General features: G+C 52.7%; 10 protein-coding genes. All 10 read left to right on the top strand.

Features of this window, described 5'->3' with window-relative positions:
- Positions 1-25 precede the first annotated feature (25 nt).
- The 10 genes from WMO24_RS14090 to WMO24_RS14045 all read left to right on the top strand — a co-directional run bounded on the left by WMO24_RS14090 (position 26) and on the right by WMO24_RS14045 (position 16,542).
- Complete coding sequence (locus tag WMO24_RS14090) at positions 26-2,464, top strand: VirB4 family type IV secretion system protein (RefSeq protein WP_349217002.1); 2,439 nt, start codon at positions 26-28, stop codon at positions 2,462-2,464.
- A 45-nt stretch (positions 2,465-2,509) separates the two neighbouring features.
- Positions 2,510-3,070 (top strand): DUF5697 family protein, encoded by a 561-nt coding sequence (locus WMO24_RS14085; RefSeq protein WP_289598938.1) that lies wholly within the window; start codon positions 2,510-2,512, stop codon positions 3,068-3,070.
- Positions 3,037-3,741, top strand: a complete 705-nt coding sequence (locus tag WMO24_RS14080) for a DUF6100 family protein (protein WP_349217001.1) — start codon at positions 3,037-3,039, stop codon at positions 3,739-3,741. The genes WMO24_RS14085 and WMO24_RS14080 overlap by 34 nt, the downstream gene beginning before the upstream one ends.
- A gap of 155 nt (positions 3,742-3,896) precedes the next feature.
- The gene (locus tag WMO24_RS14075) at positions 3,897-5,039 is read left to right on the top strand and encodes a hypothetical protein (RefSeq protein WP_349217000.1); all 1,143 of its coding nucleotides are present in this window, start codon (positions 3,897-3,899) and stop codon (positions 5,037-5,039) included.
- A complete protein-coding gene (locus tag WMO24_RS14070; protein ID WP_435414112.1) occupies positions 5,036-6,892 on the top strand; it encodes a VirD4-like conjugal transfer protein, CD1115 family in 1,857 nt (618 codons plus the stop codon). The genes WMO24_RS14075 and WMO24_RS14070 overlap by 4 nt, the downstream gene beginning before the upstream one ends.
- A gap of 18 nt (positions 6,893-6,910) precedes the next feature.
- The gene (locus tag WMO24_RS14065) at positions 6,911-8,143 is read left to right on the top strand and encodes a S1 RNA-binding domain-containing protein (protein WP_349216997.1); all 1,233 of its coding nucleotides are present in this window, start codon (positions 6,911-6,913) and stop codon (positions 8,141-8,143) included.
- A gap of 14 nt (positions 8,144-8,157) precedes the next feature.
- Entirely contained in the window at positions 8,158-8,571 is a 414-nt protein-coding gene (locus tag WMO24_RS14060; protein WP_087169803.1) for a YbjN domain-containing protein, read from the top strand.
- 60 nt (positions 8,572-8,631) lie between these two features.
- Positions 8,632-9,366: a CAP domain-containing protein gene (locus WMO24_RS14055; protein WP_349216996.1), complete on the top strand. Its 735-nt coding sequence runs from the start codon at positions 8,632-8,634 to the stop codon at positions 9,364-9,366.
- A 184-nt stretch (positions 9,367-9,550) separates the two neighbouring features.
- Positions 9,551-15,817 carry a SpaA isopeptide-forming pilin-related protein gene (locus tag WMO24_RS14050; RefSeq protein WP_349216995.1) on the top strand — a complete coding sequence of 2,089 codons (6,267 nt, stop codon included), beginning with the start codon at positions 9,551-9,553 and terminating at the stop codon, positions 15,815-15,817.
- Entirely contained in the window at positions 15,814-16,542 is a 729-nt protein-coding gene (locus tag WMO24_RS14045; RefSeq protein ID WP_349216994.1) for a class B sortase, read from the top strand. Before WMO24_RS14050 ends, WMO24_RS14045 begins: the two co-directional genes overlap by 4 nt.
- Positions 16,543-16,548 lie beyond the last annotated feature (6 nt).

Genomic DNA, 16,548 nt, shown 5'->3' with positions numbered 1-16,548 from the left:
CCAGGACTATCTCGGAATCCGGGATTTGAGGAATGGCATCCTTGAAATGTCCGATGGCCGTTACATCAAGATCCTGGAGATCGAGCCCATCAATTTCACTCTGAGGTCGGATGAGGAACAGTACAACATTATTTCCAGTTTTGCGAGCTGGCTGAAAATCTCCCCTATGCGCCTGCAATTCAAGTCCATAACGCGAAAGGCTGATTCTGACAAACACATCGCAATGGTACAAGCAGAATTGGCACAGGAGGACAACGCACAGTGCCGCGCGCTCGGTGAAGAATACATCAAACTGATCCGTGACGTTGGGAGCCGAGAGGCTCTTACGAGGCGGTTCTTCCTCGTCTTTGAGTACGAGGCTGTTGGCCGCCACGAAAGCAACGATTATGCCAAAATCTATGCTGCACTTCAGACCGTAGAGCACAATGCCCGGGCATATTTCCTTCAATGTGGAAACAGCATCGTGCAACCAAAAGACCCGGATGAAGCCACCGCAGAGATTTTGTACATGTTTTATAACCGGCATTCCTGTGTAAATGAACCTTTTTCGTCACGGGTCAACCGCGTCGTGGTTGATACCATGGCTGCAGAGAATAAGGTCATCGGTATTGACCCGATTCCGAGCATCCCTATCGCACATTTTTTGGCTCCCCGTGGCATCGACCTTACCCACCACAACTACATCATCATGGACGGGCGATACTATACGATCCTTTATATCAGAGGCAACGGATACCCCAGCAAGGTACGGGCCGGATGGATGTCTGCGCTGATCAACGCAGGCGAAGGAATCGACATTGACATCCATCTGCGGCGCGAAAACCGCAGCAAAGCCATCGACAAGGTTGCGCAAAGAATCCGGTGGAACCGAACAAAAATCAAAGGAATGCAGGACACCAGCACCGACTACGAGGAGCTGGCCAATTCCATCCAGGCAGGCTACTACATCAAAAACGGTATTGCCAATGACAACGAAGATTTGTTCTACATGAGCACCTTCATTACCGTGTCAGCAAAGACCTACGAGGAGCTATTGTGGCGCAAGCAGCAAATGACCGACCTGCTCAAATCCATGGACATGTTCATCAGCGAGTGCAATTTCCAGCAGGAAGCTGCGCTGCAGTCAATCATGCCGTTTTTAAAGATAGCCCCCAAACTGGAGAAAAAGGCACAGCGGAACGTGCTGACCAGCGGCGCCGCTTCCAGCTATATCTTTACGAGTTACGAGATGTCCGACGATACCGGCGTACTTCTTGGGGTCAACCGGCATAATAATTCCCTGTGCATTGTGGACTTGTTCAACACCAAAATGCACAAAAATGCCAATCTGAACTTGTTGGGGACCTCGGGCGCCGGTAAGACCTTCACCATGCAGCTGTTGGCACTGCGGATGCGAATGCGCGGAATCCAGTGCTATATCATTGCTCCGATTAAAGGCCACGAATTCCGGCGTGCCTGCAACAAGATCGGTGGTGAATTTATCCGCATAGCACCGGGATCACCCCATTGTATCAATATCATGGAGATCCGTCATACGATTTCCCCTGAGATGGAACTCATTGATGAAATTGACTATTCGGAAATGGATTCTCTTCTTGCCCGTAAAATCCAGCAGCTGATGATCTTCTTTGGCCTTCTGATTCCTGACATCACCAATGAGGAAGAGCAGATGCTGGATGAGGCTTTGATCAAAACCTACGCAGGCTTTGGAATCACCCATGATAACCAGTCAGTATATGAAGATCTGTCGGCAACTCCGCCCAAGATGAAGAAAATGCCGATTCTGGGCGATCTCCACAAACACCTGCAGGAAACCCCCATGACACAAAGACTGGCGGCCATCATCAGCCGGTTTGTGACCGGGTCGGCCCAGAGCTTCAACCGCCCCACCAATGTGGACTTGAGCAACAAATATATTGTTCTGGACCTGAGTGAACTGAAGGGAAAGTTGCTTCCTGTGGGCATGTTCATTGCTCTGGACTATGTGTGGGATGAAATCAAATCTGACCGTACAAAACGAAAGGCCATCTTCATCGACGAGATCTGGCAGCTCATCGGTGCCGGGTCCAACCGTATGGCCGCCGAGTTCTGTCTGGAGATTTTTAAGGTCATCCGTGGATTTGGCGGCGCTGCAATTTCTGCAACACAAGACCTATCGGACTTCTTTGGTCTCGATGACGGACGGTATGGCAGAGCCATTATCAACAACTCGAAAAACAAGATTATCCTGAACCTCGAACCCGATGAGGCTGAGCATGTCCGGGAAACGCTCAAGCTTACCCGCACAGAAGTGCGCGCCATTACCCAGTTTGAACGGGGTGAGGCTCTGATCAGCTCCAACAATAATAAGGTCCCGGTGGTGATCAAGGCATCCAAAATAGAGAAAGAAATGATCACCACTGACCGTGCCGAACTGGAGACCCTTCTCCACGAACGGCAGCAGAATCAAACGCATACAGAATGAAATACGCATTTGAAATGAAAATGCGTACAGCAAGGAGGTGAAATTATGTTGCTGGAAGATGAGCAGCATGTGATCAAATGGCTGTCCCAATACGGAGCCCTGCCCAAAACGCAGATCCTGCAGATGCTCTATAATAAGCCGCGCAGCACAGCCGAGAAAATCATCCGCAATCTCAAACGGAACATGCAGATCACCGATGTTGGCGGCGGCTATTATCTTGGCCTGGACGGATTATGCAAGCCCGATCAGCGAATGATCCTGGCCGTTTGGGTACTGCTGAAATTCATCAATGTCGTCGATCCCATGGCGCACTATCCTGCGACTTACCCGGCGCAACTCTTCTTTCTGAAAGAGAACACCGGCTATGAAATTGTGGTTTTGTACGAAGGTGAACAGCACTTGAGTAAATTGCTGCATCCGCAGGACGAAGATACCAAGTACATTTTTGTATTACCCAACATACAGATGGCGTCGCAGCTGGTACTACCTGCGGCGCCTTGTTTGTTTGCAACGGTTGAGTTCAACGGGGAGGAAATCCCCGAGGTATTGTTTTACCGAGGAGGTGATGAGGAATGGACGACATCAGTTCGTTTGCCAGAACGCTGACAAAACTGGAGCGGCTTATGGCCAAGCTCGATATGGCCGTGAGCAATACCCGCTGTATGTTCGGTGTCAAGAACATGGAATTGACCTACGATGTATCGCTGCGAGTAGCGGAACTGATGGAAAAAGCCGTGCTGGTTGCCAGAGCACTGCCGGCTTATACCGGTGCGCCTGACGCAGCCATGATGGTTGCCAGGCAGACCGCTTCCGTAGTCCATGTCGAAATCGGCTTCACAGATGAGGGGTGGTTCTCACTGCGGATGCCCATGCTGCTTCCGAAAAAAGAACATGGATCAGCCGACTATATTCGTTCTATCCTGTTCCCTGAAATGCAGCGGTTTTTCCACAACCAAGCCCCCTGCCGGTTCAAAGATTGTGTGCTGATCTATCGGCACGTCTACTCACGGGATCGGCCGGAGCGCCAACGCAGGGATCACGATAATATCGAGATCAATATGGTTTCGGACATTGTAGCTCTTTATACCATGCTGGATGACGCACCCTCACGATGCCGCCATTACTACTGCAGCGCTGAATCGGACAGCGAAAGAACAGAAGTTTATGTTGTCCCTTCCGAGGAGTTCATCCAATGGCTCAGTCAGGAAAAAGACTTTCCTGCAAACGGCCCAGCCTTGTCCGAATTTGCCCCGAAACAGTCCCAAAAAGATATGTAAAAACTGCTCTTTTCCGCCGCTTCAAAATGACATAGCTGCAATTGGCAGAAAAAGCGCAGAGGAATCCACTTTTTGGGGACATCGACTATGCAGCAATCCGACAAAGAGAGCAGTCCTCTTGTCGGTAAGATCCAATCATTCTGAGGTGTATCACAATGCTTACCTTGCGCCCCGGCAGTCTGGCATACCGGCTCATTTCCATGCTGTCCGTGACAGGTGAATACCCCATTCACTCTCTTCATTTGTTGGGCAACCCTCGTGTAATGCGAGATCTTGTCCGTCGTATGAGCGAACCGCAGCTGGTACGTTTGCCTGGCGCTGATTCGGTACAGACGAAACTGGTCCAAATCAGTGGTAAAGGAGCCGCTAAGTCGGTTCGGTTGTACAGAGGTGCTCTTCCCATTTTGGAATGGATGCACCCGGATGCATTTGACTACTATATGGCCTCGTTCTGGAGCCATCGCTTTCCCGGAGATGCTGCGCATAGGGACCGGAATCATCGTGTGGCTGAGGCGACCGCATTGTGCGCACAATCGGAAATCGAAATCGTGCCTTACCTACTCCCTGCTTTGCAGATGGAATCCATCCAGCATACCGTATCGGAGCGGCCAAGCCTGTACCTTGCAAGAGATCTGAAGAAGATCAACGCATCAGAACAGAACAAGACCATGTTCACCCGAACCGTGGGCGCGCTGTTTTACCCCGGTGGATGCTATGCGATTTATAACACGCGAAGCTCTATCATGAAATGGAGCGGCATGGGCGAATTCAAGTCCCGTCTGAGTCTCCAGGAAATAGCCCGGTTGAATGCCGGCATTGAGACAGTCGATTCGGCGGTTTTGATGGGTGAGTCTGAGATGACAGCCATGGATACCCTGCTGGAATCCGAACGCACCCATCGCCCTGAGTTCCGGTTTGACTCCATTTATCAGCATGTACATTTCGTGCCACTGAACGAGTTTGGGGCAAGCCTGTTGCGGTTGCTTACCATCGAAAACTGGAACAACCGCCTGATGGATCTGCTCTTTGATGCAGATGTTCGTTCGTATGGCCGGGGCACTTTGGAGTATGACGCTTACATTGACGGCAAATATGTATTGTCCCACTTGGATGGCGATCTTGCGAGACTGATCCGCTTCCGCGAAGCCATCAGAATCCAGAACGGAGTTTTTGAGGTGCTGTGTTTTCCAGAACAGATGCAACTGCTCCGGGAATATCTTCCGCCGGAAGTGACCTTAAAGGTTATATCGCTGAATGCAGTTTTGGATCAGTTTCACAGAGAGGAGGGATGCCCGTGAATGAAACGCTCAAACGGATCGTGATCAGTTTGACCGTATTGCTTGCGCTATTCATGCTGCTCTATATCAGCGGCTTGCTCGGCCAGACGCTCAACAACTACGAAGAATGGCAATCAAATGGTGGTATGAGCGGACAGACTGTTATGCGGCCTGTTGATTGGTCGGTGGGGCCATGCATAAAAAACACCTTCAGCATCGGAGGGCTCAAAAGCCTGGGGCTTATCCTACTTGCCGGTGGCGGGCTCACTGCTTACATAAAGCTGCATGACCGCTTCGGAGGGAAAACGAATGACCCCAGAGGTTTTTCGGTAAGCAAACAAGGAACGTATGGCACAGCATCCTGGATGAGCGATAAGGAAATGCGGCAGGTCCTTGAGGCCAAGCCCATCCCGCAGGCCGAGGGTATTATCCTGGGCGAAAAAGATGGCAAGGCTATTTGTTTGCCTGTCGATACACGCCTCAATCGTCACATTACCATCTGTGGCTCGTCAGGAACGATGAAATCCCGAGCCGTGATTCGCCCGGCGCTGTTTAACATCATCCGGCGCGGTGAATCCACGATTATCACAGATCCCAAAGGAGAGATGTACGGCGACCTTGCTGCGCTGTTCCAAAAGAACGGATATGAGGTGCGGGTTTTCAATCTGGTCAACCCGCAACACGGGGATTCATGGAATTGCATGTCCGACTTGAATGGCGATACTCTTCTTGCTCAGGTTCTGACCAATGTGATTATTGGAAACACGAGCGAAGGAAAGGGCGATCACTTTTGGGATAACGGTGAGGGCAATCTGCTCAGGGCTCTCATCCTCTATGTGGATCAAGACCGAACCAGAAGCCCGGACCAGAAAAACCTGGCCGCTGTGTATCAGCTGCTCACCCAGAATAACGAGCGACAGTTGACCGCCATGTTCGAGAAACTGCCAATCGACCATCCAGCCAGGGCACCATTCAATCTGTTTTCCCAGGCAAGTGACACGGTTCGTTCAGGCATTATTCTCGGCCTCGGCACGCGGCTACAGGTTCTCCAGAACGAAGCCGTGCGCCGGATCATCAGCCAAAACGACATAGATCTCACGGCGCCCGGGAAACGGAAATGCGCATACTTTGTGATCCTCAGTGACCAGGATGCCACGATGGCCTTTCTGTCATCGCTGTTCTTCTCGTTCCTGTTCATCAAACTGGTTCGCTATGCGGACAGTACTCCCCAGATGCGCTGCGCCGTCCCTGTCAATCTCGTTTTCGACGAGTTCAACAACGTCGGGAAACTCGGCGGCGCCGCTGACGGCTCGGACTTCGCAAGAACCCTTTCAGTGATCCGAAGTCGTGCAATCTATGTCATGCTTGCTATCCAAAGCCTTGGCCAACTTCAGAATAGATACCCAAACAATCTCTGGGCTGAGATCCTGGGTAATACTGATGTGCAGCTGATGCTCGGCTGTACCGATGACATCAGCGCCGAATATTTTTCTGCGCGCAGCGGCGACATGAGTATCCAAATCAATACCACGATGACGGTTCGGCAAACCCTCGCCGTTGCGCAGATGATACCGCAATACCGGCACACGGAAGGCCAAGGCAAAAGGCGTTTGCTCACACCTGACGAGGTCCTTCGGCTACCGAACGAAGAACTCCTGGTAATCATTCGTGGCCACAATGTTTTGAAGCTGAACAAGCTGGATTACACCAGGCTCCCCATGGCAGCTCAGATTGAGAAACGCAGTATTCTGGATTATACTCCTCAATCCTCTATAACCCGCACGATACCAGAACCCGTCCCAGAACCGAAACCGGAACGGAAAAAGATGCGACCGAGTCTGTACAGCTCAGCATCACCGCCGGAAGATTTTTAATGATAACGGAGGCACCAAATGAATGACGAAATGAATGTTCTGACTGAGGCGATTCCCCAGACTGAAATGGAATCGACAGAAATTTTGGATCAGGTGTCTGAAGGCGAAGCGCAAACCGCCTTCTCCCAGACTGATTCTGAAATGGAGTCTACGGAGGCTTTGACATCAGAAGACGACGCCGAAGGGGCTAAAGAAGTGCCCATCCTCCAGACTGACTCTGAAAGCGCAAGCATCCCGGCTGAAGAGGCGCCGAAGGCACGATCCCGTCGCTCCCGCAAAAGTCAGTCTGAGGAAAGCGCGTCTGGCGGTGAAACTGAAAAGCCCGCCGCACCTCGGCGCCGCCGCGCCAAAGCAAAACCCACCGCCGTTTCTATTGATGGCCAGCTCAGCGTAGAGACCGAAGCCGATAAAGCCCGGGATGCTCTGCTGGACCTGGTCGAGTCCATGAAAACAAAACGCATCCTGACGGGTACTATTCAGGGTGTGGAGCGGCCTACGGATAATCCCACACGGTCCCTTGCAGTCCTGTACCACGGTGATTTCAAAATTATGATTCCGGCAGAAGAGGCTGTGGAAATCCCTGACGATCTGCGCGGAAGGTCCAAAGAAGAAGTGCTGCACTATACTCTGACCAAACGGCTTGGTGCGGAAGTGGACTACATCGTCAAAGGGATTGACGGAGAAGCCGGTATTGCAGTGGCCAGTCGTCTGGAAGCCATGGCAGCCCGCCGCCGTTCCTATTATTTCGGTACGGACCGAGATGGGAACAATCTGCTGTATGAGGGCGTATGCGCGGAAGCCCGTGTTGTGTCGGTGATCAGAGCCGGTATCTTTGTGGATCTGTTCGGGCTTGAAACCTACATCCCGCTGAGGGAACTGAGCTACCAGCGCATGCTGGATGCCAGTGCCGTGTACCAGCCCGGGCAGCGCATTTTGGTCAAGATTCTCAGGATCGATCGCAGTGATCGTGAACATATTCGTGTCGCCGCCTCCATCAAGCAGGCCGGTGAAAACCCGTATGAAAAGGCGTTGCGCCGATACTCTGTAGGGAACCGGTATGTGGGAACCGTGAGTATGGTGGACACCACAGGGGTTTTTGTGGCTTTGGATGGCGGCATCGATTGTCTGTGCAGTTACCCGAAACGAGGCCGTCCTCCCAGAGGCGCCCGGGTGACGATTCGTATCCTGGGAATCAACCATGAGACCAACCGCATTTGGGGAGCCATCACTCATGTGGCTACTCCGCGGTGAAAGGGGGGATAATTATGAACTATTTCATGAGCAAAGAAGAACAACAGCGCCGCAAAGAACTGGCGGAACATGCGCGTGTCATGCTTACACAGGTGCTCCCGGTCGAGGATCAGGATGAAACTTCTCTGACGGCGCCCTATCAGGGCTACTACATGCAGGTGTCTATTTCTCCGCTGCATCCGCTGCTGGTGATCAGTCTGGCGAAGGGCATCAATCACCCGGGTAGCGCCAAGAAACAGCGTCTGGTCAACCAATTGAACTTGACCAGCGTGCTTGGCAGCCATGCGATCAATCAGGACGTGGGGTGCTATGCTTACCGCAGCACGCATTGGCTGGACACTGAATTGGATGAAAATCGGTTTCAGGAAATCCTGGATCGGTGCTTCGAGGAGGCAGACAGAGGCTATGATATGCTGAAATCCGGCTGAGCCGTTGTAAATGCTGTGCCATATCCGTGTAATAAGGAAAAAGCACAAGGAGGATGTGACATGAAAGTACAACTGATCGCGGTAATCCTGTCAGCTCTGATTTTGGCAGGTTGCAGCAATGCCTCACCTACAGCGGAATCTTCGGAAAGTTCATCTTGCGAAAGCAGCGTGAGTGTTTCGGAGGCAACCCCTGCACCATCTCCGGACAAACCGGAATCCGCTGCCACGAGCGCCCCTGAGCCGAGCGCAGCTCCTGAGCCGAGCGCAACTCCTAATCCGATTCCGAGTTCTGCACCTTCCAGTTCTGTACAGCCGGTTGAGGAAGCCTCTCCCGCCCCGGAGTCAACGGTGCAAGCCGACAAGACGACCGCACCAAGTGAGACTGTTGCCACTGGTGCAATCCCGTTCAGTGTTGCTGAGGGGACGGACAAATGGTGGTACATCGACAGCACTGACAGCGCATACTGGGCAGTGCAGGACGGTATCAACGCAATTCGCGCATCGGTCGGGCTTGGCGCTTTGGAGATGGACGACAGTCTGAGTACTACGGCCAGCTCGCGGTGTGAGAGCTTTGTCGCCGGTGGTCCCTTTGACCATTCCGGTATGGTAACAGCCAGCGAGATCTGTGCTCGTGGTCCGATCGGGTCCGCCGCCGCTGTCTGCGAAGCCTGGAAGAACAGTCCGGACCATTATGCGAACATTGTCAGTGACCAGTTCACAAAAATGGGCGTTGGCTGTTGGTTCTGCTCGACCGACCAGGGGCAATATACCTACTGGGTTGTCACCTTTGAATAACCGAATCAATCATCTTTGGGCGTCTGCTTTATGGCAGGCGCCTGTTTTTATGGAGGAAATTATGAAGAAATACAAGTTTAGGCACCGTTTTACGGCCTTGCTCCTTGCTTTTCTTATGTGTATGTCGCTGATGCCGGCGACTGTGCTCGCTGAAGAAATCCCTGCTTCGAGCGAGGTCAGTTCTGTGTCTGAGTCGGCAAGTGAGCCGCAGCCGGACTCCAGTTCTGTACCGGAATCGGAAGTCGCATCCGAAGCGAGTTCTGCAGCAACTTCCGAGAGTGCCAGTACCAGCACAGAGGAGCCTGCTCCGGATTCCCCGACCCTGAGTGAACAGGCACAGGCTTTTATCGCCGCTGTAGATGCGCTCGATCGTGAGAGCATTCTCTCGGCAGTCAACAGCTGGGCGCTGGCAAGCCAGGCCTGGCAGGCAGATAAAGAAAATCCTGATCTGATCGCCGCTCTGGACGAAGCTACGGTGTTGTCAGATGAAGCTTCTGCTCCGGTAACTGCTGCGGAAGATCTGTACCTGTCCCTTACGGAGGAGGAAAAGGCAAACGAGGCCGTAGCGGCTGCGTATTCCGCACTTGCTGCATTGGTTGTAACCATGCAGGCGACCATCGAGACTCCCTCTGTTCCGAGCGAAGGCGGTGACGATGCCGGATCTCCTCCCGATCTGGAAGAGATCCACCAGATGTTGTATGGGGATCTTCCTGATGCACCCACAGATAGCTATATGGGCAGCTATGGTCTTCCCGTTGCGACTGGTGACACCAAGATTGGCATCAGCCACTGGAACGATGACCCGTCGGTTGCCATTGGCTATATGGATTCCGAGGCGCTGAATTCGGATGGGCTGTCCATCACAGTACCCCGTCAGGCCGGCGAGTCCTTTGCCATTGTGCCCATCTTTGTGCAGGTTGAATATCCCGCCAACAACAGCACCTCGCAGATCATCCTGCCTGAAGATGTGGTCCTGCTGGACTATTCCGGCAATCCGGCAGATGAGCAGACCACTGCTGCCATTCTGAACAGCAGTTATGTAGAATCTTCTGCAGCCACGACCGGCATCTATGTGCAGGCAGACCACGATTTTGCCGTGACATTCCGCTACAACGCTCCGGATGGTTCCAGTCTGGAAAAGACCTTGAATGTCTATCTGGAAGGTGAAACGGAGACACAGCCGACGAAGGCCAATGGAATCAGCACCTTCGAAGCTCGCCCCGAGCCTGCCGTGAAGACGGGTAAAATCACCAGTGTGCAGAAAGTAAATGGCTCCTGGCTTATCTGGTTTAATGGCGAGGAAGCATACTGCTGCACACACGGGGCACAGGGCAAACCTGCCGGTTGCCCCACCTACAATTATTCTCACACATCCATCGTAACAGCGGCTCAGTACACGCCCGGCGATCATTTTAGTAACCAAGTAAATATTTGGGGTGGTTTGGGGCAGCTGTCTCTCGGTCTGATGAGTGCCGATGCTGCTATGGATTCCGTCTATGATGAGGTACAGCGTTGGATTATTTCCAACTATCCTGACAGCGTTCCGGCTCAGAGTTATATCCGTTCCTTCGAGCAGATGAGCAACGGTGTATCCACTTATGTGGCGGAAAGTGACTATTATACCTACATCTACCAACCCCCTATTTCCGGTTGGCAGACTGTTGCACTGATCGGACCTCCCACCGGCAGCATCGATCCGGACATTCCGCCCGCAGGTGCCGAGTATTACGCCAGTTGGTCGGCTTCGCCCCAGACTGCCAGCGGCAGTTTTGATGCGAACTACACAGTCAACGTAGACAAGCAGCAACTTGAAACCGGCGAAAAAGTGGACGGTGCCACCATTGAGATTGAACCCTTGGAAAAGGGTGGTACGATTGACGGTGGCAATTGGAGCATCACTCCGGCGGATAAACAGACCGTGACCACCAGTGGCCACACTATGGATGACGATTACCAGGATAACGGAGGCGACGCCAGCGCCAGCTGGAGCCTGCATTACAGTGTGACCAAGACCTCCACCAGCAGCCTGAGCGGCAGTGAGGGCCCGTATTCCAGTCAGGCCGAAGCCGATGCGGCAGCAGCCAGTGCCAAAGCCAGTGCTGAAGCACAACTGCGCGCCGAAGCTCAGGGCATGGTGGATCGGGCCATTGCTGCGGCCAAAAGCGAGCTGGCCAGCATTGATTTCCGTTTCGATGAGACGGTCGTCCCGGTAGGATTTGAGTTCTACAACGGTGAACATGGAAGCAAGCAGACCATCTCGGTCTCCATGGACAGTTCGGATGAATACCTCATGCGAAACGATGAATGGTCGTTGCAGGTCAATATCCGAAAAACGGACAGCGAAACCGGCGAAACGATCACTTCTGATGCAGAGTATGAGGTCTTCGAATGGGATGTTGTTTCTCAAATGTATATCCCGTTCCACGCTGAAAAGCCGCGCGAAGCAACAGCACCTACCTATAACGGATACCATGTGGTCCGCAACGAGGATGGAACCTATTCCGTCGTCAACAGCACCGATTATGGCACCGAGTTCGATACCTCCCGGACCATGTACTACACCCAGCGCAACCAGGGCCGTTTTATCATCGTCGAGACCAAAGCGCCGGACGGCTACTTCGGCGATTGGACAGATATTGACCATCCCGGTGAGCCCGGCACTCCGTTTGGTAAGCGTGCTTACTATATCGAAATCACCAAGGATAATGACGGCAGCGTGATTTGGTTGGATAACGCCGACTACAATGCTGACATTTCCACCAGCTATACCGGCGGCACAAAGCTGACCTTCGACAGACGAGAAGCCACCGTCACCATTTATGGTCAGCCGCAGGATGCCGGTCGAACCTATGTGACCGACAGCACCGGCCTCGCAAACAACGAGGATAGCTATACCATGGTCCCCCAGGACGATGTTTTCCAAAATGACCGAGTTCTGGGCGAGATCATCCTGGCGAAATCCGATTTGGATCAGCTGCGCCCCACCCCGGTGGCCGAGAATGGTGAAGACTGGGAAGTTCCCGGTACTGCGCCCCATGGCGAAGCCAGCATTGAAGGGGCCGTATACGACCTTTATGCCGCCGAGGATATTCTCCACCCTGATGGTGTGAGTGGTGTGGTTGATTACAGCAAGATCACCGATGAGGACGGAACTCCCATCTGGCATACCACAGTGCGCACCAACAGCGGCTGGGATGATTCCTACCTGCCTATCCTTTCCAAAGATCATCTGGTGGCGAGCGCCGAGATCAAAGACGGGCTGCTGGTTTTCGGGAATCTGTACCTGGGCAAATACTATTTGGTAGAGCGGGCTACCGGCCTTGTGCTGCCCGTGGATACCAACAGCAAGTTCTACGTCACCGGTCAGTATCCTGAATTGAACCGCAAACTGGAACCCACCGGGGAATACTCTCCGCTGGAGCAGTATTACGGCGAATACACCGACTACATTTATAAAAACCAGTACTCCGCCGTTGCCGAAGGGCGTTCTCCGGAAGGCTTTAAAACCTATGATGGTTATTACCTGAGCTATGCAGAAGGCTATCTCTGTGACGAGATCAACCATTACGAAACCCTGTCCTATGGCGATGAGTCCGGTTATGTAGTCCGTGAAGGCGAACACAGCCTGGATGCCGTGCTGAAGGGCGGTTTCGAACTGCGCAAACTGGTAAGCACCACCGGCCCGGGCAGCCCCGCTCCTAAGCTGGAAGGCGCTGGTTTTACCGTCTACCGCATCCCCGATCTGAGCAAGGCGGACCAGTTCACCCGCAACCCGGACGGCAGCTACAATGTCCAAAGTGTGCTGGATGCCTACCGCAAGGACAACTACGACCCCGACACTCTGAAATATGATTTCACTGGCGAAGCCCAGGCAATCGCCCGGATGTTCGAGAGCGACGCCGATCTGGTGTACGCTTATAACGCGACTCTGACCGATGCAGGCGATTTCGCCAACGGCAGCGGTCTCGGCTGGGTACCTACTGGCACGACCAACGAATATCGTCTGAGCGAAATTTACACGAATGAGGAAGGCATCATTCGTGTGACCGGCCTGCCCTATGGCCAGTATCTGGTCGTTGAGACCACCATCCCGAAAGATGTGTTCCAGGCCGATCCCTTTGGCTTTACGGTGGACAGCGACACGCCCCAGAGTATCTTCTGTCAGCCTAATGGTAGTGTAACAGAGCCCAGCAACAGCTATGTCATCTACAACATCTTGGATGAGGAGATGGAAGGCTACTTGAAGCTGGTCAAGGTGGACGCCGAGACTGGCAAGGCTGTCAAGCTGGCCAATACTGCATTTGCCATCTATAAGCTTAATGATGATGGAAGCAGGGAACGCCTGTCCATGATCGACCCCGACAGCGGTGATCCCACTGTCAAAACCGATGTGTTCTATACCGATGAGAATGGTATGATGAAGACGCCCGAAAAACTGCCTTTGGGGCGTTATCTCATTGAAGAGTTGGAAGGCCCGAACGGATTCTTCAACGATGAGCAGTATACTGTAGAGTTCGAGATTTCGTCCGACTCCGCCTGGGAAGTGATTGTCAATGCTGTCAACGGCATGGATGAGTACATTCTCACCCAGGAGTACATCAACCACGAATCGCTCGGCAAGCTCACCATCCGAAAAATCGGTGAAGTCCTGATGGGCTGGCAGGAAGATGAGGGTGACATCCTTGATCCCGAATACTCCGGCATGGCGCGTCCTGGACATTTTGTTTATGAAGATCGTCCAATTCCTGGTGCGCAGTATACCATTACTGCCAACGAAGATATCTATACCCAGGACCGCCAGACCGACGCTGATGGCAATCGTTGCTTGTGGTATGCCAAGGGCGACGTTGTAGCCGTAGTCACCACCGGCGACGGCACCAGCGATGTTAATGTATTCCGTCCTGGCCGCACTCAAGCCACCTACGATTTCCTCAGTGTGATCCACGACGGTACGATCGGAGAGGTAACCGTGACGCTGCCTCTGGGCTCCTATCATGTAGAAGAGACCAAGCCGCCCTATGGTTATACCGGTACTACTCAGAGCTACGATGTTGTCTTCACTTGGGACAATCAGACCAACAGCGTGGTTATGGCACAGAGCATCACCAGCACGGATGAGAACGGCAATGCCACCACGACCGAGTTTGAGGTCATCAATGCAGCGGATGCCACTGCAGAGTTTACTGAGCAGCAGACCCTGAAATTCCACAACGACCGCGTAAAACCTGAGATCGATATCTACAAGAAGGATATCAAAACTGGTGAACTGGTCGCAGGTGCGGTCTACAACCTGATTTCCACCGATAATATCTACAATGCGGATGGCAAGCTGCTCTTCCATGCAGGAGATTTGATCGCCACCTCCGCACCGACGGATGAGAACGGTCACACCACCTTCGTTTGTGATCTGCCGATGCGCGGCCAGTACTATGGTGTCGATGGCGTCTATATCCCTGAAAACATCTACGGGACTGGTGCTGATCACACCAAGAACAGCGGCAACTATATCATTCGCGAGATTAAGGCGCCGGACGGCTATTATCTGGACGCTCCGGATGCAGAGATTACCTTCACCTATGCAGGCGCAGAATCCGCTACTGTCACTATTGAATCGACTTTCCAGAATGATGCTACGTCCTTCCACGTTTCTAAGCGCGAGCTGACTGGGGATGAGGAACTTCCCGGAGCAAAACTCACGATCAAAGATACGGACGGCAATGTGGTCCGGGAATGGATCAGTGGTGAAGAACCTGTGGAGATCCGCGGTCTGCTCTTCGACAAGGTATATACCCTGACCGAGACAAACCCGGCACCTGGTTATGCGCTTGCAGAAGACATCCGGTTTAAACTGGTTCAGAGTAAGAATGAGGACGGCGATCTCATCAATGCTGCAGATGTTTATGTCTGCACCGGTAAGGACTGGTCGATCTTTGACCACTGGGAGAAGATGGAAGACGGCATGGTGGTTATGCGTGATGATATCATCCGTGTTGAGATTTCCAAGCAGGACATCACCACCAAGCAGGAATTGCCTGGTGCCCACCTGGTCATCAAAGACGAAAACGGCAATGTGATTGCCAGCTGGGTCTCTTCGGATAAGCCCTACTACATCGAAAAACTCCCCGCCGGCAAGTATGTGCTGATCGAGGAGAGCGCACCTGATGGGTATCTGGTCGCAGAGAAGATTGAGTTTGAGGTCAAACCCACTGGCGAGATCCAGACAGTCGTCATGTATGACAGCCGCGTTCCCACTCCTGAGCAGCCTACTCCGGAACCCCCGACTCCGACCCCGCCGACACTGCCTCAAACCGGTGACCTGCCCTGGCTGCCGGTTGCGCTCGGTGTTGTAGCAGCTGGAGCCGCTGTCGGTATTCTGGTCATGAGCCGCAAGCGCGATCTTGCCCTGCGCAATGATGATTCGAAGCAGGAACAGCAGGATCACGAGCAATGAGGTACTTTCTAAAAGGATTTCTCTATGGAATACTGGGGATTTCTTTGATTGGCCTGATCTGGCTTATGATTGTCCGACCGCAGCTGACCGCCCGGGATGCTGCGGAACTAAAAGATGAGTATTCTGAAACTGTCTCCGGGGCCACAAGCCCCGGAGATTCTGTTGGCGAGGAGTCCTCCGTAGATATCCTTGCTATGCAGCGACAGTACCCGGATATCAAAGCTTGGCTCACTGTACCGGGGACAGTAATCGATTATCCTGTTCTGCAGAGCAGTGAGGATGATCCGGAGCACTATCTCCGACGCAATTACGATGATACTTGGCGTATGGCAGGCAGCCTGTTTTTTCAATACGACTGTACACTTGATTCACGCAATTTGGTGATTTTTGGTCACAACATGTCGGATGGATCGATGTTTGCGTGCCTTCGCAATATGTTTGATGCAGAATTCCGCGAAGAGCATTCACAGATTATACTGCATACGGCAGATAGCACACGCTATTTCCGCGTTGTGTCCGCGATGAAAACGGACTTAACACAGCTTCCGTTTAACCAAACCATGTTCCAAAGTGATAATGACTTCCTTACATTTGCAGAGCAAATGCTGCAGGATACCGATGCCATGCCCAATAGCAACCTCACACTACTTACACTCATCACTTGTGCATATGACTGGGACGGAGCCAGAACAGTAGTTGTGGCGGTTGAAACGAATGAGGAGTGATTATTT

Origin of the sequence: Ruthenibacterium intestinale (genome assembly GCF_040096265.1) — a bacterium.
Classification (GTDB): Bacteria; Bacillota; Clostridia; order Oscillospirales; family Ruminococcaceae; genus Ruthenibacterium; species Ruthenibacterium komagatae.
The sequence above is the reverse complement of the archived record's forward strand: the minus strand, read 5'-3'. Positions and strand labels throughout refer to the sequence as shown.

Excerpts from the sequence above, each read along its gene's own strand:
- WMO24_RS14085 (WP_289598938.1), top strand. The coding sequence starts at position 2,510 with ATGTTGCTGGAAGATGAGCAGCATGTGATCAAATGGCTGTCCCAATAC.
- WMO24_RS14080 (WP_349217001.1), top strand. The coding sequence starts at position 3,037 with ATGGACGACATCAGTTCGTTTGCCAGAACGCTGACAAAACTGGAGCGG.
- WMO24_RS14075 (WP_349217000.1), top strand. The coding sequence starts at position 3,897 with ATGCTTACCTTGCGCCCCGGCAGTCTGGCATACCGGCTCATTTCCATG.
- WMO24_RS14065 (WP_349216997.1), top strand. The coding sequence starts at position 6,911 with ATGAATGACGAAATGAATGTTCTGACTGAGGCGATTCCCCAGACTGAA.
- WMO24_RS14060 (WP_087169803.1), top strand. The coding sequence starts at position 8,158 with ATGAACTATTTCATGAGCAAAGAAGAACAACAGCGCCGCAAAGAACTG.
- WMO24_RS14055 (WP_349216996.1), top strand. The coding sequence starts at position 8,632 with ATGAAAGTACAACTGATCGCGGTAATCCTGTCAGCTCTGATTTTGGCA.
- WMO24_RS14045 (WP_349216994.1), top strand. The coding sequence starts at position 15,814 with ATGAGGTACTTTCTAAAAGGATTTCTCTATGGAATACTGGGGATTTCT.